This is a genomic window from Rheinheimera mangrovi (assembly GCF_003990335.1).
GTDB classification, from domain to species: Bacteria; Pseudomonadota; Gammaproteobacteria; order Enterobacterales; family Alteromonadaceae; genus Pararheinheimera; species Pararheinheimera mangrovi.
Map to the genome: position 1 here is coordinate 26110 of NZ_CP034683.1, position 25553 is coordinate 51662.

General features: G+C 48.7%; 21 protein-coding genes, 2 tRNA genes and 3 rRNA genes. 16 read left to right on the plus strand and 10 right to left on the minus strand.

Annotation, left to right across the window (positions count from 1 at the left end; genetic code table 11):
- Positions 1 to 3 precede the first annotated feature (3 nt).
- Genes rsmB through def form a run of 3 tightly spaced genes read right to left on the minus strand, consistent with a single transcriptional unit; the run spans position 4 to position 2771 of the window.
- Positions 4 to 1302: a 16S rRNA (cytosine(967)-C(5))-methyltransferase RsmB gene (rsmB, locus tag EK374_RS00105; protein ID WP_127019026.1), complete on the minus strand. Its 1299-nt coding sequence runs from the start codon at positions 1300 to 1302 to the stop codon at positions 4 to 6.
- Complete coding sequence (gene fmt / locus EK374_RS00110; protein WP_127019028.1) at positions 1295 to 2248, minus strand: methionyl-tRNA formyltransferase; 954 nt, start codon at positions 2246 to 2248, stop codon at positions 1295 to 1297. Before fmt ends, rsmB begins: the two co-directional genes overlap by 8 nt.
- Positions 2249 to 2264: 16 nt before the next feature.
- Positions 2265 to 2771 carry a peptide deformylase gene (def, locus tag EK374_RS00115; RefSeq protein WP_127019029.1) on the minus strand — a complete coding sequence of 169 codons (507 nt, stop codon included), beginning with the start codon at positions 2769 to 2771 and terminating at the stop codon, positions 2265 to 2267.
- A gap of 121 nt (positions 2772 to 2892) precedes the next feature.
- On the opposite strand from def, the gene EK374_RS00120 reads away from it, so the two are divergent.
- From EK374_RS00120 to EK374_RS00140, 5 genes are all read left to right on the plus strand, one after another.
- Complete coding sequence (locus tag EK374_RS00120; protein WP_127019031.1) at positions 2893 to 4050, plus strand: LysM peptidoglycan-binding domain-containing protein; 1158 nt, start codon at positions 2893 to 2895, stop codon at positions 4048 to 4050.
- A 22-nt stretch (positions 4051 to 4072) separates the two neighbouring features.
- Positions 4073 to 5164 (plus strand): DNA-processing protein DprA, encoded by a 1092-nt coding sequence (gene dprA / locus EK374_RS00125; protein ID WP_127019033.1) that lies wholly within the window; start codon positions 4073 to 4075, stop codon positions 5162 to 5164.
- Between the two features lie 2 nt (positions 5165 to 5166).
- Complete coding sequence (locus EK374_RS00130; protein WP_046519776.1) at positions 5167 to 5640, plus strand: DUF494 family protein; 474 nt, start codon at positions 5167 to 5169, stop codon at positions 5638 to 5640.
- 83 nt (positions 5641 to 5723) lie between these two features.
- A complete protein-coding gene (locus EK374_RS00135; protein WP_127019035.1) occupies positions 5724 to 6269 on the plus strand; it encodes a DNA topoisomerase family protein in 546 nt (181 codons plus the stop codon).
- Between the two features lie 128 nt (positions 6270 to 6397).
- Positions 6398 to 7747, plus strand: coding sequence for an IS1182 family transposase (locus EK374_RS00140; RefSeq protein ID WP_127019037.1), 1350 nt, complete (start codon positions 6398 to 6400; stop codon positions 7745 to 7747).
- A gap of 227 nt (positions 7748 to 7974) precedes the next feature.
- Here the strand turns inward: EK374_RS00140 and EK374_RS00145 are convergent, their stop codons facing one another.
- Positions 7975 to 9126, minus strand: a complete 1152-nt coding sequence (locus tag EK374_RS00145; protein ID WP_127019039.1) for a 5-(carboxyamino)imidazole ribonucleotide synthase — start codon at positions 9124 to 9126, stop codon at positions 7975 to 7977.
- 3 nt (positions 9127 to 9129) lie between these two features.
- Complete coding sequence (gene purE, locus EK374_RS00150; RefSeq protein WP_127019041.1) at positions 9130 to 9615, minus strand: 5-(carboxyamino)imidazole ribonucleotide mutase; 486 nt, start codon at positions 9613 to 9615, stop codon at positions 9130 to 9132.
- A gap of 145 nt (positions 9616 to 9760) precedes the next feature.
- On the opposite strand from purE, the gene EK374_RS00155 reads away from it, so the two are divergent.
- Genes EK374_RS00155 through EK374_RS00165 form a run of 3 tightly spaced genes read left to right on the plus strand, consistent with a single transcriptional unit; the run spans position 9761 to position 12343 of the window.
- The gene (locus EK374_RS00155) at positions 9761 to 10342 is read left to right on the plus strand and encodes a Sua5/YciO/YrdC/YwlC family protein (protein WP_127019043.1); all 582 of its coding nucleotides are present in this window, start codon (positions 9761 to 9763) and stop codon (positions 10340 to 10342) included.
- Between the two features lie 29 nt (positions 10343 to 10371).
- On the plus strand, positions 10372 to 11292 hold the full coding sequence (gene hemF, locus EK374_RS00160; RefSeq protein WP_127019045.1) for an oxygen-dependent coproporphyrinogen oxidase: 921 nt from the start codon (positions 10372 to 10374) through the stop codon (positions 11290 to 11292).
- 52 nt (positions 11293 to 11344) lie between these two features.
- On the plus strand, positions 11345 to 12343 hold the full coding sequence (locus tag EK374_RS00165; RefSeq protein ID WP_127019047.1) for a D-alanine--D-alanine ligase: 999 nt from the start codon (positions 11345 to 11347) through the stop codon (positions 12341 to 12343).
- A 73-nt stretch (positions 12344 to 12416) separates the two neighbouring features.
- Here EK374_RS00165 and EK374_RS00170 read toward each other — a convergent pair whose 3' ends face one another.
- Positions 12417 to 12863, minus strand: a complete 447-nt coding sequence (locus tag EK374_RS00170) for a group II truncated hemoglobin (RefSeq protein WP_127019049.1) — start codon at positions 12861 to 12863, stop codon at positions 12417 to 12419.
- A 9-nt stretch (positions 12864 to 12872) separates the two neighbouring features.
- Between EK374_RS00170 and aroE the strand changes: the two genes are divergently transcribed.
- Together aroE and EK374_RS00180 are read left to right on the plus strand one after the other, a co-directional pair.
- A complete protein-coding gene (aroE, locus tag EK374_RS00175) occupies positions 12873 to 13688 on the plus strand; it encodes a shikimate dehydrogenase (RefSeq protein ID WP_127019051.1) in 816 nt (271 codons plus the stop codon).
- Entirely contained in the window at positions 13685 to 13933 is a 249-nt protein-coding gene (locus tag EK374_RS00180) for a DUF1488 domain-containing protein (RefSeq protein WP_127019053.1), read from the plus strand. The genes aroE and EK374_RS00180 overlap by 4 nt, the downstream gene beginning before the upstream one ends.
- Here EK374_RS00180 and EK374_RS00185 read toward each other — a convergent pair.
- On the minus strand, positions 13925 to 14464 hold the full coding sequence (locus EK374_RS00185) for a gamma carbonic anhydrase family protein (RefSeq protein ID WP_127019055.1): 540 nt from the start codon (positions 14462 to 14464) through the stop codon (positions 13925 to 13927). The genes EK374_RS00180 and EK374_RS00185 overlap by 9 nt on opposite strands.
- A 566-nt stretch (positions 14465 to 15030) precedes the next feature.
- Between EK374_RS00185 and EK374_RS00190 the strand changes: the two genes are divergently transcribed.
- The 6 genes from EK374_RS00190 to EK374_RS00215 all read left to right on the plus strand — a co-directional run bounded on the left by EK374_RS00190 (position 15031) and on the right by EK374_RS00215 (position 22795).
- Positions 15031 to 16565, plus strand: a 16S ribosomal RNA gene (locus EK374_RS00190).
- 207 nt (positions 16566 to 16772) lie between these two features.
- Positions 16773 to 16849: transfer RNA gene (locus tag EK374_RS00195), tRNA-Ile, on the plus strand.
- A 44-nt stretch (positions 16850 to 16893) separates the two neighbouring features.
- Positions 16894 to 16969: transfer RNA gene (locus EK374_RS00200), tRNA-Ala, on the plus strand.
- 195 nt (positions 16970 to 17164) lie between these two features.
- Positions 17165 to 20043, plus strand: a 23S ribosomal RNA gene (locus EK374_RS00205).
- A 76-nt stretch (positions 20044 to 20119) separates the two neighbouring features.
- Positions 20120 to 20234: ribosomal RNA gene (gene rrf, locus EK374_RS00210) — 5S ribosomal RNA — on the plus strand.
- Together the 16S, 23S and 5S rRNA genes with 2 tRNA genes alongside form the textbook arrangement of a ribosomal RNA operon.
- Before the next feature lie 533 nt (positions 20235 to 20767).
- On the plus strand, positions 20768 to 22795 hold the full coding sequence (locus tag EK374_RS00215; RefSeq protein ID WP_127019057.1) for a S9 family peptidase: 2028 nt from the start codon (positions 20768 to 20770) through the stop codon (positions 22793 to 22795).
- Between the two features lie 67 nt (positions 22796 to 22862).
- Here EK374_RS00215 and fre read toward each other — a convergent pair whose 3' ends face one another.
- Genes fre through ubiD form a run of 3 tightly spaced genes read right to left on the minus strand, consistent with a single transcriptional unit; the run spans position 22863 to position 25360 of the window.
- The gene (fre, locus tag EK374_RS00220) at positions 22863 to 23558 is read right to left on the minus strand and encodes an NAD(P)H-flavin reductase (protein ID WP_127019059.1); all 696 of its coding nucleotides are present in this window, start codon (positions 23556 to 23558) and stop codon (positions 22863 to 22865) included.
- A 15-nt stretch (positions 23559 to 23573) separates the two neighbouring features.
- Positions 23574 to 23852 (minus strand): 2Fe-2S iron-sulfur cluster-binding protein, encoded by a 279-nt coding sequence (locus EK374_RS00225; RefSeq protein ID WP_127019061.1) that lies wholly within the window; start codon positions 23850 to 23852, stop codon positions 23574 to 23576.
- The gene (gene ubiD, locus EK374_RS00230) at positions 23849 to 25360 is read right to left on the minus strand and encodes a 4-hydroxy-3-polyprenylbenzoate decarboxylase (protein WP_127019063.1); all 1512 of its coding nucleotides are present in this window, start codon (positions 25358 to 25360) and stop codon (positions 23849 to 23851) included. Before ubiD ends, EK374_RS00225 begins: the two co-directional genes overlap by 4 nt.
- Positions 25361 to 25553: the final 193 nt, after the last annotated feature.

Below are 25553 nucleotides of genomic sequence, written 5' to 3' on the forward strand. Positions count from 1 at the left end.
GCGTTACCGCTTTGTCTTGCGAAGTTTGGCATAAAAGAAACCATCCATTTGCTGCTGGCCTGGCAAAATTTGCCAGTGCAAGTCCGGGTGACTGTCGGCCAAGGGGATCAATTTTGCATCTGGATGTTCTGCTAAAAAGGCCTGAATTTGTTGCAGGTTTTCTTCCGGCAACACAGAGCAGGTGGCATACAACAATGCAGCATCAGGCTTTAACAAAGGCCAGATATTGCGCAAAATTTGTTGCTGCAACTCGACTAATGGCGCTATATCGGTTTTCTTCCGCAGCCAGCGAATATCAGGGTGGCGACGGATCACGCCAGTGGCTGAACATGGCACGTCCAGCAATATGCGGTCAAAGGTCTGGAAGCCTGCCCAATCATCCGGGTCTGCAGCGTCAGCGGCCATCACCCGGGCATCTAAACCTAAGCGGTCCAGATTGTCGTACACCCTGTCTAAACGGCGTGGGTCTTTATCCAGCGCTAATACATCAGCTTCTGGCGCAAGCTCCAGAATATGGCAGGTTTTGCCACCAGGAGCGCAGCAGGCATCTAATACCGAATCGTTATTGCGCGCACCCAGGAAATAAGCCGCATGCTGAGCTGCACCATCCTGTACTGAAAACCAGCCATCGGCATAACCTGGTAATAAGGTCACATCAGAAGCCTGCTCCAGAAGTAGGGCACAAGGTAAATAAGCAAAAGGCTGACTGGCTGCTATGCCTTGTTCAGCAAGAGCGGCCAGATAAGCTTCGGGTGTAGTACGTAACTGATTGACCCTCAGCCATAACGGCGCTTTTTGCTGATTTTCATCCAGTATTTGCTGCCACTGCTGCGGATACGCCTGTTGCAGCAACTGAATAATCCAGCCCGGATGATTGTAGCGGACTGGTAAAGGGGCTTCCTGAAAATCAAAGACTTCTGGCTGGCGCTGCACTGAACGTAATACGGCGTTAATTAAGCCTGTCAGACTTTGGCCTTTTAAGGCGCGGGCTGCTTCTACGGTTTCGCCTATGGCGGCATGGTCTGGTACCCGTAAAAATTTCAGCTGATACAAACCGACGTAAATTAAAAACTGCAGCGGTCGCAAGTGTTTGACCAGAGGTTTATCCATCAGCTTCTGACAGACAGTTTCCAGCTGAGGCAAATAGCGCATCACGCCAAAACAGATTTCCTGCAGCAGGGCTTTATCTAAAGGGGATTCCAGCTCTTGCTGAGCTTTGTGCAGAACTTCTGATAAGGATTTACCCTGATCCACCACCTGATAACAGGCTGTTGCCGCCAGAGCGCGTAAATTTTTACTCATGAGTGCCACTCAGCATCTGTCCTGGTTGAAACCAGTCGGCGCGGCCATTGAGAAAATCCATTACTTTCATGGCTTTTTTTCCGGCAGGTTGTAATTCGGTGATTACCAACACGCCATCACTAGTTTGAATAGCTATGCCTTTTTTATCGACCCGCAAGACTTGGCCTGCTTGGCCTGAACCTGGTTCTGTTACTGCGCGCCAGATTTTTAGCTGCTGAGCACCCAGTTGCAGATAGCTCATTGGCCATGGGTTAAAAGCGCGGATTTCGCGTTCAAGGGCTATGGCTGGCTTGCTGAAATCTAACAAAGCTTCTTCTTTGGACAATTTTTCGGCGTAGTTCGCCAAATGATCCTGCTGTGGCTGAGCTTGGGCTTGCAGAGCTTGCAGATTAGCCAGAGCATCCACTAAAGCGACAGGGCCGGTCAGAGCCAGTTTGTCGTACAGGCTGGTACTGGTTTCATCTGCTGCTATAGGGGTGCTGACTTTGCTCAACATAGCGCCTGTATCTAGGCCTATATCCATTTGCATAATAGTCACGCCAGATTCGGCGTCACCGGCCCAAATGGCGCGTTGAATAGGTGCAGCACCGCGCCAGCGTGGTAATAACGAGCCATGCACATTGATACAACCTAAACGTGGAGCATCGAGCACAGCTTGAGGCAGGATCAGGCCATAAGCGACCACTATCATCAGATCGGCATTTAACGCCGCTAATTCTTGTTGAGCAGCGGCCTTTTTTAACGACTTCGGCTGATACACCGGAATATCATGTTGCAATGCCAGTTGTTTCACCGGGCTTTGTTGTAACTGATGACCACGACCTGCAGGTCTGTCGGGTTGACTGTAGACGGCAATCACCTGATGAGGGGAATCCAGCAGGGCGGCGAGATGGCGGGCAGCAAAATCTGGTGTGCCCGCAAAAATAATACGTAAAGGAGTGGTCAAAATAGTTCCTGCTTGATTAACGGGCTGCCAGACGAGCTTCTTTTTCCAGCTTTTTCTTAATACGGTCACGTTTTAATGGCGATAAATAATCTATAAACAATTTGCCCATTAAATGGTCCAGCTCGTGCTGTAAACAAATCGCCAGTAAACCTTCAGCCTGAATTTCAAACCACTCGCCTTTGCTGTTTTGCGCTTTGACTGTCACTGCGGCGGCGCGTTCTACTTTGGCGTAGCTTTGCGGCACAGACAAACAGCCTTCTTCGTATTCAGTGTCACCACTTTTGGCAATGATTTCCGGATTGATAAAAATCATCGGCTCGTCACGGTTTTCTGAAATATCGATCACGACAACACGCTTGTGCACATTGACCTGAGTGGCGGCTAAGCCTATGCCATTTTCGGCATACATAGTGTCCAGCATATCTGCTGTCAGTTGCTTAATTTCGGCCGTAACTTCAGGCACAGCAGCGGCTACTGTGCGTAAACGGTCGTCTGGATAATGTAAAACTGTTAATACTGTCATGGAACCTACAAAAGTCGTCTATGTTCAATTGGCTGTGCTATGGTCTAATTTTAGCCATTTATGCACAGTATGAATAGCTTAGTGTGCAAGAATTACTATAAGTACGGATGGGGACGGTGTTATGCGACAGCAGCTTCTTGCTATTTTAGTCAGCTTCTCTGTGTTTTTCAGTACTATTCTGCTGGCTGATGAGCTGAAACTCAAGGCTGATGCGCCTACCTTGTATCAGGTCAAGGCGGGCGACACCTTATGGGATATAGCGGGTTTGTATTTGCAGCACCCCTGGTTGTGGCCGCGTTTATGGAAGTTAAACCCCCAAGTGAATAATCCTCATCTGATTTATCCCGGTGATGAGTTGCATTTGCAGTTTGATGCCGACGGTCAGCCGATACTGACTTTAAATAGCCAGCGAGTGACAGCCAGCAGCTCCGAAGTTACTCAATCCCAAAGCAATAGCACAGCTGCAGGCACTATCAAATTAACCCCTCAAATTCGACGTATAGCAAAAGCAGACAAAGCAGTGCCTTTAGTCTCACTTGCCGGAATAGCGCCTTTTTTATCGGAAGAGCAACTGGTATCTGAGGATCAACTGGAAAGCCTGCCTTATGTGTTGGGTGGCAAGGATAACGTGAAAAATGCTGTATCCGGTCATCTGCTTTATGTTCAGGGGGAGCTGGATCAAACTCAGCGTTATGGCATTTACCGGCAGGGGGAAGTCTACGAAGACCCACAAAGCGGTAATGTATTGGGTTATGAAGCCATATTAATGGCAGAAGCAAAAGTCTTGCCGCCCGCCATGGTGGACGAGCAACAAATCAGCCGGATTGAAGTGCAAAAATCCAGACGTGAAGTGAAACAAGGTGACAGGTTGTTACCTATGCCACAGCAGTCTGTGTATCCGGACTTTTTTCAACTGCAATCGCCAGAAACTGTAGTTTCCGGAGTGATAGTGGATAGCGCATCTGAATGGCGCGAGTTTGCCAAAGGCGAAATTGTGCTGCTGAATCAAGGCCAGAACGCTCAGCTACAACCTGGTCATTTGCTGGGGATATTCCGTCCGTCGCCCGCAGTGGTTGATTTTTGCGATAAACCTTCGTATCCGGAAGACAGCGACAAGCTCCAGCGCATTTTGCATGAAGTGGTAGGTTCTGCCGATGAAATGCCCACCGAATTAGTGGGCCAGCTGATGATAGTCAAAGTGAGTGAACACAGCAGTTTTGCGATGATTTTACGCACAGAACAACCGGTACGGGTGGGTGATTTAATAGGTAATCTCTAGTGTTCTGACAAAGGAGAGGAAAATGGATGACCTCGAGCATTGGATCCGTTTAGCAGCTATACCATCTATGGACAGGCTGAAGCATCAGCAGTGGGCAGAGCTGGTCACTGCCGCAGATTTCCATCAGTTGGATGATGTTCAACTGCAGCAGCTTGGGTTTACTGCAGGCCAGATTCAGTGCCACAGGGCAATCAGGCCACAGCGTATAGAAGATTGTCTGCAGTGGCTGCAAGCCAGCCCGGATCATCATTTTATCCGTTACATAGACCCACTTTATCCAGAATTACTCAGCCAGATTAAACAGCCGCCTTTTGCCTTGTTTATCAAAGGCAATCCGGCTTTGTTAAACGAAGCACAGATTGCGATAGTCGGCAGTCGTCAGCCGACTGCTACAGGCAAGCAAGTGGCTTTTAATTTTGCGGCTGACTTATGTCGTTTAGGTTTAACTGTCACCAGCGGCATGGCCAAAGGCATAGATGGCTGCAGTCACAGAGGGGCTTTGTCAGTAGGTGGCAATACCATAGCAGTGCTTGGCCATGGTTTTGATTCAGTGTATCCGCCTGCGCATAAAGAACTGGCCGGCGACATTGCCAACAGCGGTGCTTTGGTTTCAGAGTTTTTGCCTGACGTGCCTCCGAAAGGAGAGCATTTTCCACTGCGCAATCGTATTGTGGTCGGCTTAAGCTTGGGTACTTTAGTGGTAGAGGCCGCGCTTAAAAGTGGGTCTTTAATCAGCGCAGGTTATGCCGCAGAGTACAGTCGTGAACTCTTTGTGATTCCGGGTTCCATCTACAATCTGCAGGCTGCGGGCTGCCATCAGCTTATTCAGCAAGGTGCTAAATTAACCACTTGTGTCGCCGATATCATAGAAGAATGGAGCTTTTTACAAAATAACAGTCTAAGTACTGTAAAGGACAAAGAAAAAAAATTACAAACAGACTTGTTTGACGACAGCTTGTTGGCTAACGTAGGTGATGAGGCCACTGCAATTGATCTAATAGCAGAGCGTAGTGGTTTATCTGTAGCGCAAGTCTCAATTGAATTACTTCAACTGGAATTGGCCGGTGAAGTGGCAGCAGTACCTGGTGGTTACATCAGAGTGAGGAGGGCCTGACTATGTTTGATATCCTCATATATTTGTTTGAAAACTATATCCACAATGAGTCAGAAATTTATGTAAATCATGCCGATCTGCAGCGTGAGCTCAGCAAAGCTGGTTTCCATGATGATGATATTTTTAAGGCCCTGCGCTGGCTGGATTCGTTGTCTGCCTTGCAGGAAAGTCATGTTAAGCCCTATTTAACCAAAGTGAATTCGACCGCAGTCCGTATTTACACTGTGGAAGAGCAACGTAAGCTGGAGACTGAGTGTCAGGGTTTCCTGCTGTTTTTGGAACAAATCAACGTGCTGGATGCGCCCACCCGCGAGATGGTATTGGACAGAGTGATGGACCTGGATCAGAGTTCTGTCAGTCTGGACGATTTAAAATGGGTGGTGTTGATGGTGCTGTTTAATGTGCCTGGTCGTGAAAATGCTTATGCCCAGATGGAAGACCTTATTTTTGACGAACCTACAGGGCCGCTGCATTAAGCGGCCTTTTTCGTTGTAAGCATTGCTGCAACTCCAATTATTTTGGGTATATAATCCTGCCAGTTTTCTTCTATGGCCTTTGTATGTCCCAGTCTGACGATACACTTTTTCAACACGAAAAAACCGCAGAGCCTTGTCCTCTGTGCGGCCATGCCTTGCAGATTAAAAGTGGCAAAAACGGACCTTTTTTAGGCTGTAGCAACTATCCAGCCTGTAATTACCTGAAGGCTCTGCATCCGCATGAAAATACAGTAGTTAAAGTGCTGGAAGATCAACTTTGTCCAGAATGCGGAAACGAATTAGCGGTGAAAAATGGCCGCTACGGTATGTTTATTGGTTGCAGTAATTACCCGCATTGTCATTTTGTGGTGCATGCCGATGAACCTGAAGCCAGTGATCTGGCTTGCCCTGAATGCAAAAAAGGGCAGTTGCTGGAGCGGACCAGTAAATACGGCAAAGCCTTTTACGGTTGCAGCAGATACCCGGACTGCAAATGCCTGCTGAACTTTAAGCCAGTCGAAGGACAATGCCAGTTCTGTAATTATCCACTTTTGATGGAAAAACCTTCAGCTTCTGGTGTGAAGTTACTTTGTGCCAGTAAGAAATGTCAGAAAGTGCAGGGCAGTTAAAACAGGGCTCCAAACTGGCAGCAAATAAAAAAAGGCCCGTACGGGCCTTTCAGACTGCTGACAAAGGTCTGGACGTAGCTCCAGACCTTTGATCTAATAGAATCAGTTCAACACAGGACTGATTATCTATGTTACGAGACACATCTCCCCAACAATATCAGCTTGAGATGGTAACTTTGGAGCAACTGGTTCCTAAAGACCATCTGGTTCGTAAGATTGATACTGCTATTGATTTTGAATTTATCCGCGCTGAAGTGGCTCACCTCTATTGCAAAGACAATGGCCGTCCGGCGATTGACCCTGTGGTGCTGTTTAAAATCATGCTGCTCGGTTATGTATTTGGTGTGCCAAGTGAGCGGCGACTGATGCAGGAAATCGAAGTCAATGTAGCCTATCGCTGGTTTTTACGGTTGAGCCTGACGGATAAAGTGCCGGATGCCTCGACCTTAAGCCAGAACCGTATCCGCCGCTTTAATGGCACTGATGTATTTCAGCGTATCTTTGACCATATTGTGGAGCAGGCCATATCCCGCCATCTGATTGGAGGACGCACGCTGTACACCGACAGCACCCATTTAAAAGCCAGTGCGAACAAGGGGAAGTCCATCAATAAACTGGTGTCTGCCAGCACATCTGCGTACATCAGGCAGTTGAATGAAGCGGTTGAGGAGGAGCGTAAAGTCGCCGGAAAAAAGCCGCTGAAGGAGAAGCAAGAACAGGTCTGTGAACTGCAATCTATCAAGAGTAGCACCACGGACCCGGACAGTGGATTTATGACACGCGAAGGCAAGCCACAAGGCTTCTTCTACCTGGACCACAGAACCGTCGACGGCAAACATGGCCTTATCACCGATACCTTTGCAACCCCTGGTAATGTGCACGACAGTCAACCTTACCTTGCCCGATTAGACCGGCAACTGGAGCGTTTTGACCTGAACCCGGTGGCGGTCGGATTAGATGCTGGCTACAACACGGCCATGTTGTGTCACTTAATTCAAGAGCGCCAGATTGAACCTGTGATGGGGTATCGTCGACCGAATAAAGGCAAGGGACTGCTGCGTAAAAGTGCGTTCAGCTATGAGAAAGACAGCAACAGCTACCTCTGCCCACAAGGTCAGAGTCTTCAGTACAGCACCACCAACCGTGATGGATACCACGAATACAAATCAGACCCGGCGATATGCAGGAATTGTCCGTTACTCAAACAATGCACGCGCAGTAAAAACCAGACCAAAGTGTTGACGCGGCATGTGTTTGAGCAAGCCAAAGAAGCCGCAAACCAGACGAGACTCAGCGCTTGGGGTAAGAAAATCTACCAACGACGAAAAGAGACGGTAGAGCGTAGCTTCGCAGACGCTAAACAACATCATGGTCACCGATATGCACGCTTCAGAGGATTACAGAACGTACAAATGCAATGCCTGATGGCAGGCACCGCGCAAAACATCAAAAAAATGGCGTTGCTACTGGCCGCCTGAGGAAGAAGCCCTTCAAACACCTGCTAATCGACCACAGACACACGACCAGACCTCTTCAGAACAACCCAACGTGCCAAAACACTCAGTCATGAAGTCATCGAGCTTCAGCCGTCAACTGTCGTAAAACTCGCGCTAAAAGTCCTTAAAAAAACAAACCCCATCAAAAAGGTGGGGTTTGTCATTAATCTGAAAGGCCCGTACGGGCCTTTTCGTTAACAGTAGATCTGTTATTGCAGTTGTTTTAAGCGTGCCGCTACTAAATCCAGCTCTGGGAATTCCTGCTCTGGTAAATGCTGACGCAGCAGATCAAAACGTTGTGCCAGTTCGCTGGTGCTGGAGGCACTTAAATTGATATGGCCCATTTTGCGGCCAGGTCTTTTGCCTTTGCCGTACCAGTGCAAATGGCAGCTTGGTAAGCTTAAGACGGCAGGGCTGACATGGTCTTCGCCCAGAATATTCACCATCAAAGTAGGGCGCACTAAAGCTGTGCTGCCCAAAGGCAAACCACAAACAGCTCTTAAGTGGTTTTCAAACTGACAGGTGTCTGCACCTTGTTGAGTCCAGTGTCCTGAGTTATGCACCCGTGGCGCTATCTCATTGACCAGCAGCTGGTCACCCACCTGAAAAAACTCCAGTGCCAATACACCAACATAATCCAAAGCGCTGGCTACAGCTTCAAACATCTGCTTGGCTTGTTGCTGTAATTCCTGCTGACCTGGCAAGGCCAAAGACACTGCCAGTACACCAGCGACATGATGATTTTCTGTCAGAGGGTAGACCACCATTTCGCCAGCCTGATTACGGGCTCCAACTAAACTGACTTCACGGTCAAAACGGACAAACTGCTCTGCCACTATAGCTTGAGGCAAAGTGTGATCGGCGCCTGCCATAAACTGCTGAATATCAGCCCAAATGGCTTGTGCGTCCGCCTGAGTTTTTAAGCGCCACTGGCCTTTGCCGTCATATCCAGCTAAAGCACTTTTCAGTACCAGTGGTAAGCCCAGCTGTTCTATGGCCTGATAAAAATCCTGCTCAGTCACCACAATTTTGTAGGCCGCATTGGCGACACCGGCTTTATCCAGCAGTTGTTTTTCCTGACGGCGATCGCCACCTGCTTTGATTGCTGTGCTGTTGGGTAAAAACTTACCGCTTTGCTGACACAGCTCCTGCACCGGATAAGGAATATGCTCAAACTCAGAAGTGATGACATCGGCATTGGCAATAGCCTGAACCAGACCAGTGCCCAGTTGTTGCTGAGTGACTGGGTCAACAATTGTGTCGCTGTTTACATCATAAGCCGAGACTTTTAAATTCAGTGGCGTGCCAGCCAGACTCATCATTCGAGCCAGTTGACCAGCACCTAAAACCAGAACCTTCATTGCTTATTCCTCGGCTGGATTCGGGTGAGCCAATACAGAGTCAGTTTGTTCTTTGCGGAAAGCGTCAATTTTGCTCATCAGCTCTGCATCAGAGGTCGCCAGAATTTGGGCGGCCAATAAGCCAGCATTGGCAGCACCCGCATCACCAATAGCCAGCGTTCCCACTGCAACACCTTTTGGCATTTGCACTATGGATAACAAGGAATCCAGACCTTTTAAGGCTTTCGACTGCACTGGCACACCTAAGACCGGCAGACTGGTAAAAGCCGCCGCCATACCAGGTAAATGGGCTGCGCCGCCAGCACCGGCAATAATGACTTTTAAACCACGGCTGGCCGCATTGGTTGCATAGTCAGCCAAAAGTTGAGGGGTTCTGTGAGCTGAAACAACAGTGGTTTCATAGGCGATTTGAAAACGATCTAACATATCGGCCGCGTTTTTCATTGTGGGCCAATCAGATTTAGACCCCATGATAATACCTACTTTCATCGTTGTTTCCTTAAAGCTGCAAAGAACTGGCATAATAAGGCCGCTATTATATACGCAAAGTAATTGAAGCTGTAGCTTCAGGGAAGACTCTGGCCGCGACCAGAAAGATTTTTGATTAAAAACCTCAGATACAGGACTTAAAAAAGTGACAGATATCACATCTGCCGTGACCGCCCTGCGACAAGGTCAAGTGATTGCCTACCCAACCGAAGCTGTGTTTGGTGTTGGCTGCGACCCGGATAATAGTCAGGCCATTGAAAACTTGCTGCAGGTCAAACAAAGGCCAAAATCCAAGGGCTTAATCTTAATTGCTGCGGACTTTTCCCAGTTGATTCCATATATTGCAGCCGACCAGCTCAGCACAGAACAAACTCAGCTGATGCTGGATTCATGGCGTGACAGTGCAGGAGTGAAAGACAAAGCTGCAGTGACCTGGGTAGTGCCCGCTTCGAATCTTTGCAGTGACTGGCTGACAGGGCAGTTTGATAGCATTGCGATTCGGGTTTGTGATCACCCTGTAGTGCAGCAGTTATGTCTGGCTTTTGGTAAGCCTATTACCTCGACCAGTGCAAATTTATCTGGCCTCGAGCCTTGTCGCAGCACGGTCGAAGTTCAGCAGCAACTGGCAGAGCAAGTTGCTGTAATAGTGGATGCGCCAACAGGTGGGCGAGCTGTGCCTTCAGAAATACGTGATATCACTACGGGCCATATATATCGGGCGGGCTAATAGTCGCCTGCGAATCAAGAGATAAGCAAATGCAAAACGTCGATAAACATCAGGTAAAAGCTTTTTTAATGGCACTGCAGGACAGCATTTGCGCTGAGCTTGCCGCTGCTGATGGCGTTTCAATTTTTGTCGAAGAAAGCTGGGACAGGGCAGAAGGCGGTGGTGGTCGCAGTCGTGTATTGACTCAGGGTGCTGTGTTTGAACAAGCTGGTGTGAATTTCTCTCATGTTTTTGGCGATAAGATGCCAGCTTCAGCTACAGCGCACAGGCCTGAACTGGCTGGGCGTAAGTTTGAAGCCATGGGCGTGTCTTTAGTGATCCATCCGCTCAATCCACATATCCCCACAAGTCACGCCAATGTACGGTTTTTTATCGCCGAAAAAGAGGGTGAAGCACCGGTCTGGTGGTTCGGGGGCGGTTTTGATTTAACACCTTTTTATCCGGTTGAAGCGGATGTGGTGCATTGGCATCAGGTGGCCAAAGACTGTTGCGATGGGTTTGACGCCACTTATTACCCTAAATACAAAAAATGGTGCGATGAATACTTCTACTTAAAGCACCGCAACGAAACCCGTGGTGTAGGTGGTTTGTTTTTTGATGATTTAAACGAACCGGGTTTTGAGCAGAGTTTTGCTTTTATGTCTGCTGTAGGTGAAGCCTTTACTAAGGCTTATCTGCCAATAGTCGAACGTAATAAAAACAAGGCGTTTTCGGAAGCAGAGCGCCAGTTCCAGCTTTATCGCCGTGGCCGTTATGTCGAGTTTAATCTGGTGTTTGACCGAGGCACTTTGTTTGGTTTGCAAAGTGGTGGTCGCACTGAATCTATTTTGATGTCGATGCCACCTTTAGTACGCTGGCAATATGGTTATCAGCCTGAAACAGGTTCGCCGGAAGCACAGTTGTATCAACGTTATTTAACGCCACAAGATTGGCTGGGCCTGAACGGATAACTACTTTCAATGTCTGTTTAGTGTCTGCTTGTTGTATCTCAGGAAAAACTAAATGATAAATATCCATGTATTGTTATTGTGTGGTGGTGGTAGTGCTGAACACGACGTGTCACTTCGCAGCGCTGATTTTCTCGAACAACAATTAGCTGCTTTGCCGGGTGTTGCAGTAACCAGAGTTGAGATACAGAAAGACCGTTGGCTGGCTGCTGACGGCTCTGATTGTAGCTTAGGTTTAAACCGTCAATTGCTGACTGGTGATAAAACCCTTTTAGTTGATTATGTGGTGCCTTGTATTCACGGTTACCCGGGCGAAACCGGTGATCTGCAATCTATGCTGGAGCTGGCCGGCTTGCCTTATCTGGGCTGTGGGCCGGAAGCCAGCACTTTATGTTTTAATAAAATCAGCACCAAATTATGGTTATCGGCCGTTGGTATTCCAAATACCCCATATTTGTTTTTAACCGAAGCGTCAACGAACAGCCTGCAACAAGCCAAACAGGCGCTGACCAAATGGGGTAGAGTCTTTGTGAAGGCGGCCAGTCAGGGTTCTTCGGTGGGGTGTTATGTAGCCAGTACTGAAGATGAACTGCTCAAGGCCATTGACGACGCTTTTGGTTATTCCGGGCAGGTGTTGATTGAAAAAGCACTAAAACCGCGCGAGCTAGAGGTGGCTGTTTATCAATATGGTGACGAACTGATAGCGACCCACCCAGGCGAAATTTGTGTGCCGCAGGACAGCTTTTATTCTTACGAAGAAAAATACAGCAACGCCAGTCATACCACTACCAGTCTGGAACCTGCCGGCCTGACCGAATCTCAAATTGCTACAATGCAGCAACTGGCCTTAAAAGCATTCAGACAACTGAATTTACGGCATTTGTCGCGAGTCGATTTTTTCCTGACCGAAGAAGGTGAGATTTTGCTAAACGAAATTAATACTTTCCCCGGTATGACCTCTATTTCAATGTTCCCGCAAATGCTGGCACATCATGGTCATCAGTTTGGCTTGTTTTTACAGCAGATTTTGCAGCGTGCTGTGCCGCAGCAATAATCATTGAGTAAATAAAACAGCAGGAAAGAGAAGGGGCCGAACTGCCCCTTCTTGTTGTAATGGATAGTTGTGTTTAGGTATCTCGATTAATCATATGACTGGCCAGTTGCCCCAGCGAATGACTTAAGCCCTGGCGCAGCAATTTGTCTTCAACTACTTCTGCCAAGGCTTTATCCATACAAAACATCCACTGATCGCGCATCTGCTGATCCACAGCAAAAGGCATATGGCGCATCCGCAAACGTGGATGGCCGTATTTTTCTTCAAACAAAGCAGGGCCGCCCAACCAGCCGGATAAAAACTCAAAAAACTTTTGCCTTATCGTATCCAGTGGCAGAGGATGGATGGCATACAATTCAGCTGCTTCTGGTGCTGTCGACATGATGTCGTAGAATCTGTTGGCCAGACGCCGTGTTGCTACTTCGCCGCCAATCAGCTCGTATGGCGTGGTCGCCGGAGTCGGATGTGGCTTGCTATTTGGCTGGCTTTTATTAAAAATCGCGTCAAACAACTTTTTCATGGTGAACCTGTGGACCGTTACGCTGTATTTGGAAATCCTGTTGGGCACTCAAAATCGCCGCTGATCCATAGCTGGTTTGCCAAACAAACCGCTCAAGCTTTGAGTTACGAGGCCATTTTAGCACCGGTCGACGCCTTTGCCGACAGCTGGTTTAGCTTTGTCGCTGCTGGTGGCCGGGGCGGCAATGTCACTGTGCCTTTTAAGGAGCAGGCCTATCAGTTAGCAGAACAACTTAGTGAACGCGCGTTGCAGGCAGGTGCGGTCAATACATTATATATAGATAAAGCCGGTGTGCTTTGTGGCGATAACACCGATGGTTTGGGTTTAGTGGCTGACTTAACCCGGCTGGGAGCCAAGCTTCAGAATGCGTCGATTCTAATCTTAGGTGCCGGCGGAGCTTGTCGTGGTGTCATAGGGCCTTTATTGGCGGCAGGCGTAAAACAGATCCATATCGCCAACAGAACCGCGGCTAAAGCCCTGGCCATAGCTGAGCTATTTGGAAAGCAAGTCACTGCATCAGGTTATGAGGATGTATCAGCTATTCAGTGGGGTATAGTGATCAATGCAACCTCCAGTGGCCTGGAGCAACAAAGACCACCTCTGGCAGAACACCATCTGCAGCACTGTACTCTGGCCTACGATATGTTGTATGGCAAAGAGCCGACGGCTTTTCTGAACTGGTGTCAGCAACAAGCTGTGCCGCACTGTGCTGATGGTTTAGGTATGTTAGTTAGTCAGGCCGCCGAAAGTTTTGCGATATGGCGGGGTGTAAAACCTGATGTCACTCCTGTTCTTCAGCAACTGACGGCAATGGTGAAAGCATGAACCAGCAACTGATTTTTAATCATGACTTCAGTTTTGATGACAACACTGACTCCGTCAGCTGCAGTTGTTTAGCCGCAGGTATGCGCTTACGTATCTATATAAAGAAGCCACAAGGCTGGGATAACCACAGTTGGCTTGAACAAATAAAAGAAGATTGCTTTTATTGGGAAGAACAAATAGAAGAAGCGGTCAAAGCAGACCGCTTTAATAAAGATGGTGTGTTGTACCTGGATGGCTCAGCTTAACGGCTCGGCCAGATACTCATCTTTTAATACCACATAGTTAATAGCAGACTGAGTCAAAAAACTACGCTCTGCTTCATTCAACGGCCTGGCTTGTTTTACCGGGCTGCCTACATAGAGATAACCCGACTCTAATTTTTTGCCTGGTGGCACCAAACTACCGGCGCCAATAATGACATCGTCTTCTACTATCACGTCGTCCATCACTATAGCGCCCATACCGACCAGAATACGATTACCCAACTGGCAGCCATGCAACATCACTTTATGCCCTACTGTGACATCGTCTCCTATAAGAAGGGGAGAACCGCCTGGGTTCTTGGTGCTTGGCCGTGATACATGAAGCACAGAACCATCCTGCACATTAGTACGCTCACCAATACGGATAATGTTCACATCACCCCGTGCTGCTACTAATGGCCAGATACTACTATTATGACCAATTTGAATATCACCGACCAAAACAGACGATGGATGCACATAAACTCCGTCAGCAAGCTGTGGAGTTTTACCTTTATATGAAGTTAATGACATAAGAATTTCCTCTGCTGCTGCAGGATTATGCGACAAATGTTGAAAAAAAGCACGGTTCGGTCGAATTTCAGGCTGTCGCACTCAAAAGTCCAAGTTTTCTTAAAAAGAGTGTTGCGCGCCGCCAAAAACTCCCTATAATGCGCGCCATGCCGACGGGGTGGTGCGAAAGCAGCTCTGGGGTGGTTTTGAAATGAAGTGAAAAATGATGCAAAACATCGCTTGACACGGAGTTGAAAATCACTAAAATGGCCGCCTCGCAACGCGGTGGAGTCGAAAGGCTCAAAAGTGAAGCGAAGCGCGTTGAGTAGGTGGGTTTGATAAATAATTTCAAGACGCTGGCTTGACACAAATTCTGGGAAGTGTAAGATACGCCTCCCGCTGAGCAAGGTAATAACCGGTTCGGCACAGCTCTTTAACAATAAGCAATCAATCATCTGTGTGGGCACTCACGGTTTAGATTCTGCAGCGAGCAATCGCACAAAGAATATATATCAGTGAAGTGACTTACATAGAAATATGTTTTAAGTCAGTGATACTGAGCAGCTACTTAGGTAGCAATTAAACTTTAATTGAAGAGTTTGATCATGGCTCAGATTGAACGCTGGCGGCAGGCCTAACACATGCAAGTCGAGCGGATGAGGGGAGCTTGCTCCCTGATTTAGCGGCGGACGGGTGAGTAATGCGTAGGAAGCTGCCCGATAGAGGGGGATACCAGTTGGAAACGACTGTTAATACCGCATAATGTCTACGGACCAAAGTGTGGGACCTTCGGGCCACATGCTATCGGATGCGCCTACGTGGGATTAGCTAGTTGGTGAGGTAATGGCTCACCAAGGCGACGATCTCTAGCTGGTTTGAGAGGATGATCAGCCACACTGGAACTGAGACACGGTCCAGACTCCTACGGGAGGCAGCAGTGGGGAATATTGGACAATGGGCGCAAGCCTGATCCAGCCATGCCGCGTGTGTGAAGAAGGCCTTCGGGTTGTAAAGCACTTTCAGCGAGGAGGAAGGGATTGTAGTTAATAGCTGCAATTTTTGACGTTACTCGCAGAAGAAGCACCGGCTAACTCTGTGCCAGCAGCCGCGGTAATACAGAGGGTGCAAGCGTTAATCGGAATTACTGGGCGTAAAGCGCACGTAGGCGGTTAGTTAAGTTGGATGTGAAAGCCCCGGGCTCAACCTGGGAATTGCATTCAAAACTGGCTAACTAGAGTATGTGAGAGGGGGTAGAATTCCAAGTGTAGCGGTGAAATGCGTAGAGATTTGGAGGAATACCAGTGGCGAAGGCGGCCCCCTGGCACAATACTGACGCTGAGGTGCGAAAGCGTGGGGAGCAAACAGGATTAGATACCCTGGTAGTCCACGCCGTAAACGATGTCTACTAGCTGTTCGTGGTCTTGTACTGTGAGTAGCGCAGCTAACGCACTAAGTAGACCGCCTGGGGAGTACGGTCGCAAGATTAAAACTCAAATGAATTGACGGGGGCCCGCACAAGCGGTGGAGCATGTGGTTTAATTCGACGCAACGCGAAGAACCTTACCTACTCTTGACATCTACGGAAGACTGCAGAGATGCAGTTGTGCCTTCGGGAACCGTAAGACAGGTGCTGCATGGCTGTCGTCAGCTCGTGTTGTGAAATGTTGGGTTAAGTCCCGCAACGAGCGCAACCCCTATCCTTAGTTGCCAGCGATTCGGTCGGGAACTCTAGGGAGACTGCCGGTGATAAACCGGAGGAAGGTGGGGACGACGTCAAGTCATCATGGCCCTTACGAGTAGGGCTACACACGTGCTACAATGGTACGTACAGAGGGAGGCAAGCTGGCGACAGTGAGCGGATCTCTTAAAGCGTATCGTAGTCCGGATCGCAGTCTGCAACTCGACTGCGTGAAGTCGGAATCGCTAGTAATCGCAAATCAGAATGTTGCGGTGAATACGTTCCCGGGCCTTGTACACACCGCCCGTCACACCATGGGAGTGGGTTGCAAAAGAAGTAGGTAGCTTAACCTTCGGGAGGGCGCTTACCACTTTGTGATTCATGACTGGGGTGAAGTCGTAACAAGGTAACCCTAGGGGAACCTGGGGTTGGATCACCTCCTTACCTAAAGCAGACTAGTTCGTGTAGTGTCCACACAGATGATTGATTGATACGTAGAGCAAACAGTAAAAGCGGTATCCGCGAGGATAACGCAGGATGTTTGGTTTAGCGCAAAGCGTAGCCTGAGCGAATGAAGGAGTGTACGAAAAGTACATGACTGAGTGAGCGATGGTTGCAACGAAGCGATAAGACAAACAGACAAGTTAGAGCTGGTCTGTAGCTCAGGTGGTTAGAGCGCACCCCTGATAAGGGTGAGGTCGGTAGTTCGAGTCTACTCAGACCAACCAATTCGCTGCAAGTCAGCTTGACAACGAATGAACCAATGTAGATTGGGGTTATAGCTCAGCTGGGAGAGCGCCTGCCTTGCACGCAGGAGGTCAGCGGTTCGATCCCGCTTAACTCCACCATTACTTAAGAAGATTCTGAAAGTAAATACTGTTTGAAAACTTAAAAACAACCATTCTTTGAAAGAATTGTTCTTTTTGAGCTTTATGCTCGAAGTGCTCTTTAACAAATTGGCAAGCTGATAGAAAGAAACAAGGTAAAACAATTTATTTGTGAACCTTATCACACCTATAACTTCAGACATTTTGGGGTTGTATGGTTAAGTGACTAAGCGTACACGGTGGATGCCTTGGCAGTCAGAGGCGATGAAGGACGTGCTAACCTGCGAAAAGCTGTGAGAAGTCGGTAAGAGACGTTAGACTCACAGATGTCCGAATGGGGAAACCCACCTGATTTATCAGGTATCGTATGATGAATACATAGTCATACGAGGCGAACCGGGAGAACTGAAACATCTAAGTACCCGAGGAAAAGAAATCAACCGAGATCCCCTTAGTAGCGGCGAGCGAACGGGGCTAGCCCTTAAGTTGGTAAAGCGTTAGTGGAACGCTCTGGAAAGTGCGGCGATACAGGGTGATAGCCCCGTACACGAAAAGGCTTTATCAATGAAAACGAGTAGGACGGGACACGTGGTATCCTGTTTGAACATGGGGGGACCATCCTCCAAGGCTAAATACTCCTGACTGACCGATAGTGAACCAGTACCGTGAGGGAAAGGCGAAAAGAACCCCTGTTAGGGGAGTGAAATAGAACCTGAAACCGTGTACGTACAAGCAGTGGGAGCCCACTTGTTGGGTGACTGCGTACCTTTTGTATAATGGGTCAGCGACTTACATTCTGTAGCGAGGTTAACCGAATAGGGGAGCCGTAGGGAAACCGAGTCTTAACTGGGCGAATAGTTGCAGGGTGTAGACCCGAAACCGGGCGATCTATCCATGAGCAGGTTGAAGGTTGGGTAACACTAACTGGAGGACCGAACCCACAAATGTTGAAAAATTTGGGGATGACTTGTGGATCGGAGTGAAAGGCTAATCAAGCTCGGAGATATCTGGTTCTCCTCGAAAGCTATTTAGGTAGCGCCTCGAGCGAATACCATTGGGGTAGAGCACTGTTAAGGCTAGGGGGTCATCCCGACTTACCAACCCTTTGCAAACTCCGAATACCAATGAGTACTACTCGGGAGACACACGACGGGTGCTAACGTCCGCCGTGAAAAGGGAAACAACCCAGACCACCAGCTAAGGTCCCAAAGTCATGGTTAAGTGGAAAACGATGTGGAAAGGCATAGACAGCTAGGAGGTTGGCTTAGAAGCAGCCACCCTTTAAAGAAAGCGTAATAGCTCACTAGTCGAGTCGGTCTGCGCGGAAGATGTAACGGGGCTAAACCATGCACCGAAGCTGTGGACTTGCACTATGTGCAAGTGGTAGAGGAGCGTTCTGTAAGCCGTTGAAGGTGACTCGTGAGGGTTGCTGGAGGTATCAGAAGTGCGAATGCTGACATAAGTAACGATAAGGGGAGTGAAAAACTTCCCCGCCGGAAGACCAAGGGTTCCTATCCCATGCTAATCAGGGTAGGGTAAGTCGGCCCCTAAGGCGAGGGCGAAAGCCGTAGTCGATGGGAAACGGGTTAATATTCCCGTACCGACAATACTGCGATGGGGGACGGAGAAAGCTAGGCAGGCATGGCGTTGGTAGTCCATGTGAAAGTGCGTAGGAAGGGGGATTAGGCAAATCCGGTTCCCTATATTCTGAGACACGAGACGAGCCACTAAGGTGGTGAAGCTGTTGACGCTACGCTTCCAGGAAAAGCCTCTAAGCTTCAGGTATTGTCGACCGTACTCGAAACCGACACAGGTGGTCAGGTAGAGCATACCAAGGCGCTTGAGAGAACTCTGGTGAAGGAACTAGGCAAAATAGTACCGTAACTTCGGGAGAAGGTACGCTCTTGTGTGTGAAGGACTTGCTCCGTAAGCATATGAGAGTCGCAGTGACCAGCTGGCTGCAACTGTTTATTAAAAACACAGCACTCTGCAAACTCGTAAGAGGACGTATAGGGTGTGACACCTGCCCGGTGCCGGAAGGTTAATTGATGGGGTTAGCGCAAGCGAAGCTCTTGATCGAAGCCCCGGTAAACGGCGGCCGTAACTATAACGGTCCTAAGGTAGCGAAATTCCTTGTCGGGTAAGTTCCGACCTGCACGAATGGTGTAATGATGGCCAGGCTGTCTCCACCAGAGACTCAGTGAAATTGAAATTGCGGTGAAGATGCCGTATACCCGCGGCTAGACGGAAAGACCCCGTGAACCTTTACTATAGCTTGGCACTGAACATTGACCCTACATGTGTAGGATAGGTGGGAGGCTTTGAAGTTGGGACGCCAGTCCTGATGGAGCCGTCCTTGAAATACCACCCTTGTATGTTTGATGTTCTAACGTGGGTCCCTGATCGGGATTGCGGACAGTGTCTGGTGGGTAGTTTGACTGGGGCGGTCTCCTCCTAAAGAGTAACGGAGGAGCACGAAGGTTGGCTAAGTACGGTCGGACATCGTACGGTTAGTGCAAAGGCAGAAGCCAGCTTAACTGCGAGACAGACACGTCGAGCAGGTACGAAAGTAGGTCTTAGTGATCCGGTGGTTCTGTATGGAAGGGCCATCGCTCAACGGATAAAAGGTACTCCGGGGATAACAGGCTGATACCGCCCAAGAGTTCATATCGACGGCGGTGTTTGGCACCTCGATGTCGGCTCATCACATCCTGGGGCTGAAGTCGGTCCCAAGGGTATGGCTGTTCGCCATTTAAAGTGGTACGCGAGCTGGGTTTAGAACGTCGTGAGACAGTTCGGTCCCTATCTGCCGTGGGCGTTGGATGATTGATTGGAGTTGTTCCTAGTACGAGAGGACCGGAATGAACGAACCGCTGGTGTTCGGGTTGTCATGCCAATGGCACTGCCCGGTAGCTATGTTCGGAACGGATAACCGCTGAAAGCATCTAAGCGGGAAGCCGGCCAAAAGATGAGTCATCCCTTGTACCTTGAGTACACATAAGGGTCGTTGGAGACCACAACGTTGATAGGTGAGGTGTGGAAGCGCAGTGATGTGTTAAGCTAACTCATACTAATTGCCCGAGAGGCTTAACCATACAACGCCCAAGGTGTTTGTTGGTGTGATAAAGAATTCTATCGGTTTGCTTGTTAAAGACATAAAAACAGTTTTTGCCTGGTGGCAATAGCGCTGTGGAACCACCTGACTCCATTCCGAACTCAGAAGTGAAACGCAGCCGCGACGATGGTAGTGTGGCAGATGCCATGCGAGAGTAGTTCACCGCCAGGCTCCCAATAAATGGAAAAGCCCTTCGCGAAAGCGAGGGGTTTTTTTATTTACTTCGAAATCGGTGGTGGGCCATTCGAGCAGGGCATTCCCCATGCGACAAAAACGTCCGGAACGTTTTTGGACCGCCAACGGCGGGTCCCGCAGGGACGAACCCCACGGACGGGGTGAGCAACGTAGTTCACCGCCAGGGTGAAACAGGGAAAAATGGGACGCAAACTGCTTTGCGTCACGCCTGTTTCACGCATTGAGCTCTGCGACCAAACTGCCGGGAGCAGTTTGGGACCGCTTCAGCGGGTCGCGAAGCGACGAGGCCCAGGATGGGTCGAGCAATGGCCGGACAAGACGGCCCGCTGTCACCTGACCGCCCAAATTCAAAGCAAATCTGCTTTTTAAAATCCCACAAGGAACGCCCCTACAGGCCATTCCACCAACCCCCAACCCCAAAACACCCCCATTAGCCGCATCCCACTGGCAATACCAATCTAACTCAACCTAGTATTTGCTCAACCCATAATCAGAATAACGAGGTTCAGGTGCATTTATTGATTAAAACAGCAGTTTTCGCAGCGATTTCAGGTATCAGTCTGAGCACAATAGCTGCAAAACAACCCCTGCAGTATGAAGATGTCTTCCAGTTAGAGTTTGTCTCCGATCCGCAAATCAGCAGCAACGGCGATCAGGTGGTTTTTGTGCGTAACCGTTTTGATCAGGCTCTGGATAAACGTATTGGCTCTTTATGGCTGAGTGATACAAAAACAGGTCAGCTACGACCTTTAGTGTCAGAACAAGCGGATATAAGTTCACCTGTCTGGTCACCTGATGGCAAAAAACTGGCTTTTATCTCAGCGGCTTCAGGTAAACCACAAATCCATATTCGTTGGATGGACAATGGCCAGAGTGGTCAGGTCAGCCACTTACCCGCTTCTCCTTCCGATTTAAGCTGGTCACCTGACGGTAAATGGCTGGCTTTTTCGATGTTTACGCCAAAAAAAGCAGCAAGTCCTGTGACTTTACCTGGTAAGCCCGAACAAAATGACTGGGCCAAAGCTCCTGTTTATATCGACACTATGCAATACCGGGCTGATGGCCGGGGCTATTTACCTGCCGGATACAAACATATCTACCTGATGGCCGCTGAGGGCGGTACTCCTATCCAGCTGACCAGCGGCGATTTTGATCATGCGGGTGAAATCAGCTGGCAAAACGACAGCAAAGCTTTCTATTTTTCTGCTAACCGTCAATCGGATAAAAGAGCTCAGGCCCAGAATAGCGACCTCTATAAGTTGACTATTGCAGATAAAAGCCTGACGCAAGTCACTGATCGTTTTGGCCCTGACCATGCACCTGCTTTATCCGGCGATGGCAAATGGCTGGCTTATCTTGGTTATGACGATAAGAAACTGGCGCATCAGGCCGACCAGCTGTACGTGAAAAATTTGCAGTCTGGCGAAGTAAAAGCTCTTACCGCAGATTTAGACAGGGCGATCGACAGCTTCAGCTGGGATGGCGACAGTGATGCGCTTTATATTCAGTATGACAACCAGGCTCAGGGTAAAATTGCGTTACAACCTCTGAATGGTAAGCGCAAAGTGCTGGTCGACCAGGTTGGCGGAGCCTCCTATAGCCGTCCTTATACTGGCGGAAGTTTTACCGTGTCGGATGAAGGTGATATTGCCTATACACAGATGTCGACTCAGGCTCCAGCTGAGCTTGGCTTATGGCAGGATGGTAAAAAGAAACAACTGACCGAACTGAACAAAGATTTGCAGCTTGCCCGTGATATAGGCGAAGTGGAAGAGTTTTGGGTGACATCTTCTGTTGACCAGCGTAAGTTACAAAGCTGGCTGATTTTGCCGCCAAACTTCGATAAAACCAAAAAGTATCCGCTGATACTGGAAATCCATGGTGGCCCTCATACCGCCTATGGCCCTGTATTTGCGATGGAATTACAACTGATGGCGGCTCAGGGCTATGTAGTGTTGTATACCAACCCTCGTGGCAGCACCAGCTACGGTATGGAATTCGCCAATTTAATTCACCATAAGTTTCCAAGTGAAGACTATAACGATCTGATGGATGTGGTCGATGCTACAGTCGCTAAAGGTTTTATCGACCCAGAGCAGTTATTTGTAACGGGTGGCAGTGGTGGTGGTCTGTTAACCAGTTGGATAGTGGGTCATACCGACAGATTTAAAGCTGCTGTGGCAGTTAATCCTGTGATTAACTGGTTTAGTTTTGTCCTCAATGCTGATATGTACAATTACTTTAGCCAGTATTGGTTTCCTGGTATGCCGTGGGAAAAACCAGAGCATTACCTGCAGCATTCACCTATCAGTTATGTTGGCAATGTGAAAACCCCCACCATGCTGATGACGGGTGAATCCGATCACAGAACACCTATTTCTGAGACTGAGCAGTTTTATCAGGCGCTGCAGTTACGGGGTATTGAAACCGCTATGGTGCGGATCCCTGGCGCTTCACATGGTATCCACATCAGACCCAGTAATTTGATGGCGAAACCTGCCTATATCACCTACTGGTTTAACAAATATAAAAAGTAGAGTTTTGTAGCATTAATTAAAAGGGCCACTTTTAATAAAGCGGCCCTTTTGTTTTATTCAGGGTTAATCAGATATAAGCAAAAGCGTCGGCAAACATTTGTTCACGTTTTGCACCTTGCTCTAGGAAAGCGTCGCGTACTACACCCACCATAGGGAAAGGGCCAGCAATATAAATATCGTAGGCTTCCAGCGAAACAAAATCCTCCAGTACGGCTTGATGCACTAAGCCAGAACGGCCTTGCCAGTTATCGGATGGACTTTGTACTACAGGGACCAGCCTGAAATCGTGGTGAGATGAAGCCCATTGTTGTAGTTCAGGCATATGGTACAAAGCTTCTTGGTGACGTACGCCCCAATACAAAAATACCGGTCGCTTTACGCCTGCTGCTGCTATCGCCTGGGCTATGCTATAAACATAAGAAAAGCCTGTACCACCGGCCAGCAATAAAATGGGGTTATGGCTGTCTTCACGCCAGAACGCCTGACCTAAACCCACTTCTACCGTCACTTCATCATTGCTTTGCAGATGGGCTAAGGCCTGGCCTGAATACTGATCGGCTACAGCGCCGCCAATTTGCAGCTCCAGTTGAGTTTGACCCGGAATTGAAGCCACAGAAAAAGGACGTTTATCCTGATCTGTTAAACACAGCTGTAAATACTGGCCAGGCTTAAACTCTACTTTTTGTTGTGGCGTCAGCAGCACCTGATGCACACCAGAGGTTAACGGCTGAATTTTATCGACGGTACAAATCACTTTGGTCATGAATAATCCTGCGGCTTAGCCACGAATAAAAGGGTGGTGTAAGGTCAGATCTGACTCGGCATAAGCCAGACAACAATAGGTAAAGTTCTGCGCTTTATCCAGATCAGACAAAGGTTCAGGTGGCAGATAAGACACAGAGCCAGAGCGCAGTCGGCAGACGCAGGAGGTGCAAACACCCTGCTTACAACGAAACGGAAAGTCGATGCCATGGCGTAACGCCGCTTCGAGAATAGTTTCGTTGCTTTCCACCTGAAAACTCAGGCCACTGGGCAATACTGTCACCTGATGGCTCATTTCTGGCCCGGTACTTTGAGTGTTGAACCTGGCTGCTCAGCCGGCACTATATTCAGCTCAGTCCAGATAGCATCTACTTTGGCTGTGACGGCCGGGTCCATCACTATAGGTTCTCCCCATTCGCGGGTTGTTTCACCAGGCCATTTATTGGTGGCGTCCATACCCATTTTTGAGCCTAAACCCGATACAGGAGAAGCAAAATCCAGGTAATCTATAGGTGTGTTTTCCACTAAAGTGGTATCACGCGCCGGATCCATCCGGGTGGTAATAGCCCAAATCACATCCTGCCAGTCACGGGCATTGATATCGTCGTCACAGACAATCACAAACTTGGTGTACATAAACTGTCGCAGGAAAGACCAGACCCCCATCATCACGCGTTTGGCATGGCCGGGGTACTGCTTCTTCATGGTCACTACGGCCATGCGGTAAGAACAGCCTTCTGGCGGCAAATAAAAATCGACAATCTCCGGAAATTGTTTTTGCAAAATAGGCACAAAGACTTCGTTTAATGCCACACCCAAAATAGCCGGTTCATCCGGTGGACGGCCAGTGTAAGTGCTGTGGTAAATCGGCTTTTCTCTGTGGGTGATATGGGTCACTGTGAATACAGGAAAAGAATCTACTTCGTTGTAATAGCCGGTGTGATCACCATAAGGGCCTTCAGGCGCCATTTCACCAGCTGCTATATAACCTTCCAGCACATATTCCGCACTGGCAGGCACTTGCAAGTCGTTACTGATACAGCGGGTGACTTCAGTATTGTCGCCACGCAATAAGCCGGCAAAAGCATATTCGGACAAGGTATCTGGCACAGGCGTCACGGCACCTAAAATAGTGGCAGGGTCGGCACCTAAAGCCACGGACACTGGAAAAGGTTGGCCAGGATTGGCTTTTTGCCATTCTAAAAAGTCCAGGGCCCCACCACGATGGGATAACCAGCGCATAATGACTTTATTTTTACCCAGCACTTGCTGACGATAAATACCTAAATTCTGCCGCTCTTTATGCGGGCCTTTGGTGACTGTTAAACCCCAGGTGATTAAAGGAGCTGCATCACCAGGCCAGCAGGTCATCACTGGCAGTTTGGTTAAATCAACCTGGTCACCAGTCAGCACCACTTGCTGACAAGGCGCCTTTTTGACTTCCTTTGCAGGCATATTCAGCACTTGTTTAAACACCGGCAGTTTGTCCCAGGCATCCCGCAAGCCTTTTGGCGGCTCTGGTTCTTTCAGAAAGGCCAGTAGTTTACCTACTTCCCTCAGCGCTGAAACATCAGTCTGACCCATACCTAAAGCGACCCGCTCTGCTGTGCCAAATAAGTTGACCAGCACAGGCACATCAAAGCCCTTAGGGTTTTCAAATAACAACGCAGGGCCACCGGCACGTAAAGTGCGATCGGCGATTTCGGTCATTTCCAGATAAGGGTCGATTTCCATCGAAATCCGTTTGAGCAATCCACGTTGCTCCAGCTGACTGATAAAGTCACGCAGGTCTTTGTATTTCATAAGGCTCGGGCTCTGCTTGGTGTTGGGCTATTATACATGGCTGACATAGGCAAACCAGTCTGTGCTGCTATAGGGACTAGTTGAATACGGAGTAAAACGTCGATAAGACCAATCTGATATCGTCACCTGTCATATTCAACTGGCCGCAGCTGAATTGCGTTTTCTCTGCTTCGTCATCTAATGTGGTACATAT

Bases quoted from the DNA above. Each gene is read 5' to 3' on its own strand.
- rsmB (WP_127019026.1), bottom strand. From the start codon at position 1,302: ATGAGTAAAAATTTACGCGCTCTGGCGGCAACAGCCTGTTATCAGGTG.
- def (WP_127019029.1), bottom strand. From the start codon at position 2,771: ATGACAGTATTAACAGTTTTACATTATCCAGACGACCGTTTACGCACA.
- EK374_RS00120 (WP_127019031.1), top strand. From the start codon at position 2,893: ATGCGACAGCAGCTTCTTGCTATTTTAGTCAGCTTCTCTGTGTTTTTC.
- dprA (WP_127019033.1), top strand. From the start codon at position 4,073: ATGGATGACCTCGAGCATTGGATCCGTTTAGCAGCTATACCATCTATG.
- EK374_RS00130 (WP_046519776.1), top strand. From the start codon at position 5,167: ATGTTTGATATCCTCATATATTTGTTTGAAAACTATATCCACAATGAG.
- EK374_RS00135 (WP_127019035.1), top strand. From the start codon at position 5,724: ATGTCCCAGTCTGACGATACACTTTTTCAACACGAAAAAACCGCAGAG.
- EK374_RS00140 (WP_127019037.1), top strand. From the start codon at position 6,398: ATGTTACGAGACACATCTCCCCAACAATATCAGCTTGAGATGGTAACT.
- EK374_RS00145 (WP_127019039.1), bottom strand. From the start codon at position 9,126: ATGAAGGTTCTGGTTTTAGGTGCTGGTCAACTGGCTCGAATGATGAGT.
- purE (WP_127019041.1), bottom strand. From the start codon at position 9,615: ATGAAAGTAGGTATTATCATGGGGTCTAAATCTGATTGGCCCACAATG.
- hemF (WP_127019045.1), top strand. From the start codon at position 10,372: ATGCAAAACGTCGATAAACATCAGGTAAAAGCTTTTTTAATGGCACTG.
- EK374_RS00165 (WP_127019047.1), top strand. From the start codon at position 11,345: ATGATAAATATCCATGTATTGTTATTGTGTGGTGGTGGTAGTGCTGAA.
- EK374_RS00170 (WP_127019049.1), bottom strand. From the start codon at position 12,863: ATGAAAAAGTTGTTTGACGCGATTTTTAATAAAAGCCAGCCAAATAGC.
- EK374_RS00180 (WP_127019053.1), top strand. From the start codon at position 13,685: ATGAACCAGCAACTGATTTTTAATCATGACTTCAGTTTTGATGACAAC.
- EK374_RS00185 (WP_127019055.1), bottom strand. From the start codon at position 14,464: ATGTCATTAACTTCATATAAAGGTAAAACTCCACAGCTTGCTGACGGA.
- fre (WP_127019059.1), bottom strand. From the start codon at position 23,558: ATGACCAAAGTGATTTGTACCGTCGATAAAATTCAGCCGTTAACCTCT.
- EK374_RS00225 (WP_127019061.1), bottom strand. From the start codon at position 23,852: ATGAGCCATCAGGTGACAGTATTGCCCAGTGGCCTGAGTTTTCAGGTG.
- ubiD (WP_127019063.1), bottom strand. From the start codon at position 25,360: ATGAAATACAAAGACCTGCGTGACTTTATCAGTCAGCTGGAGCAACGT.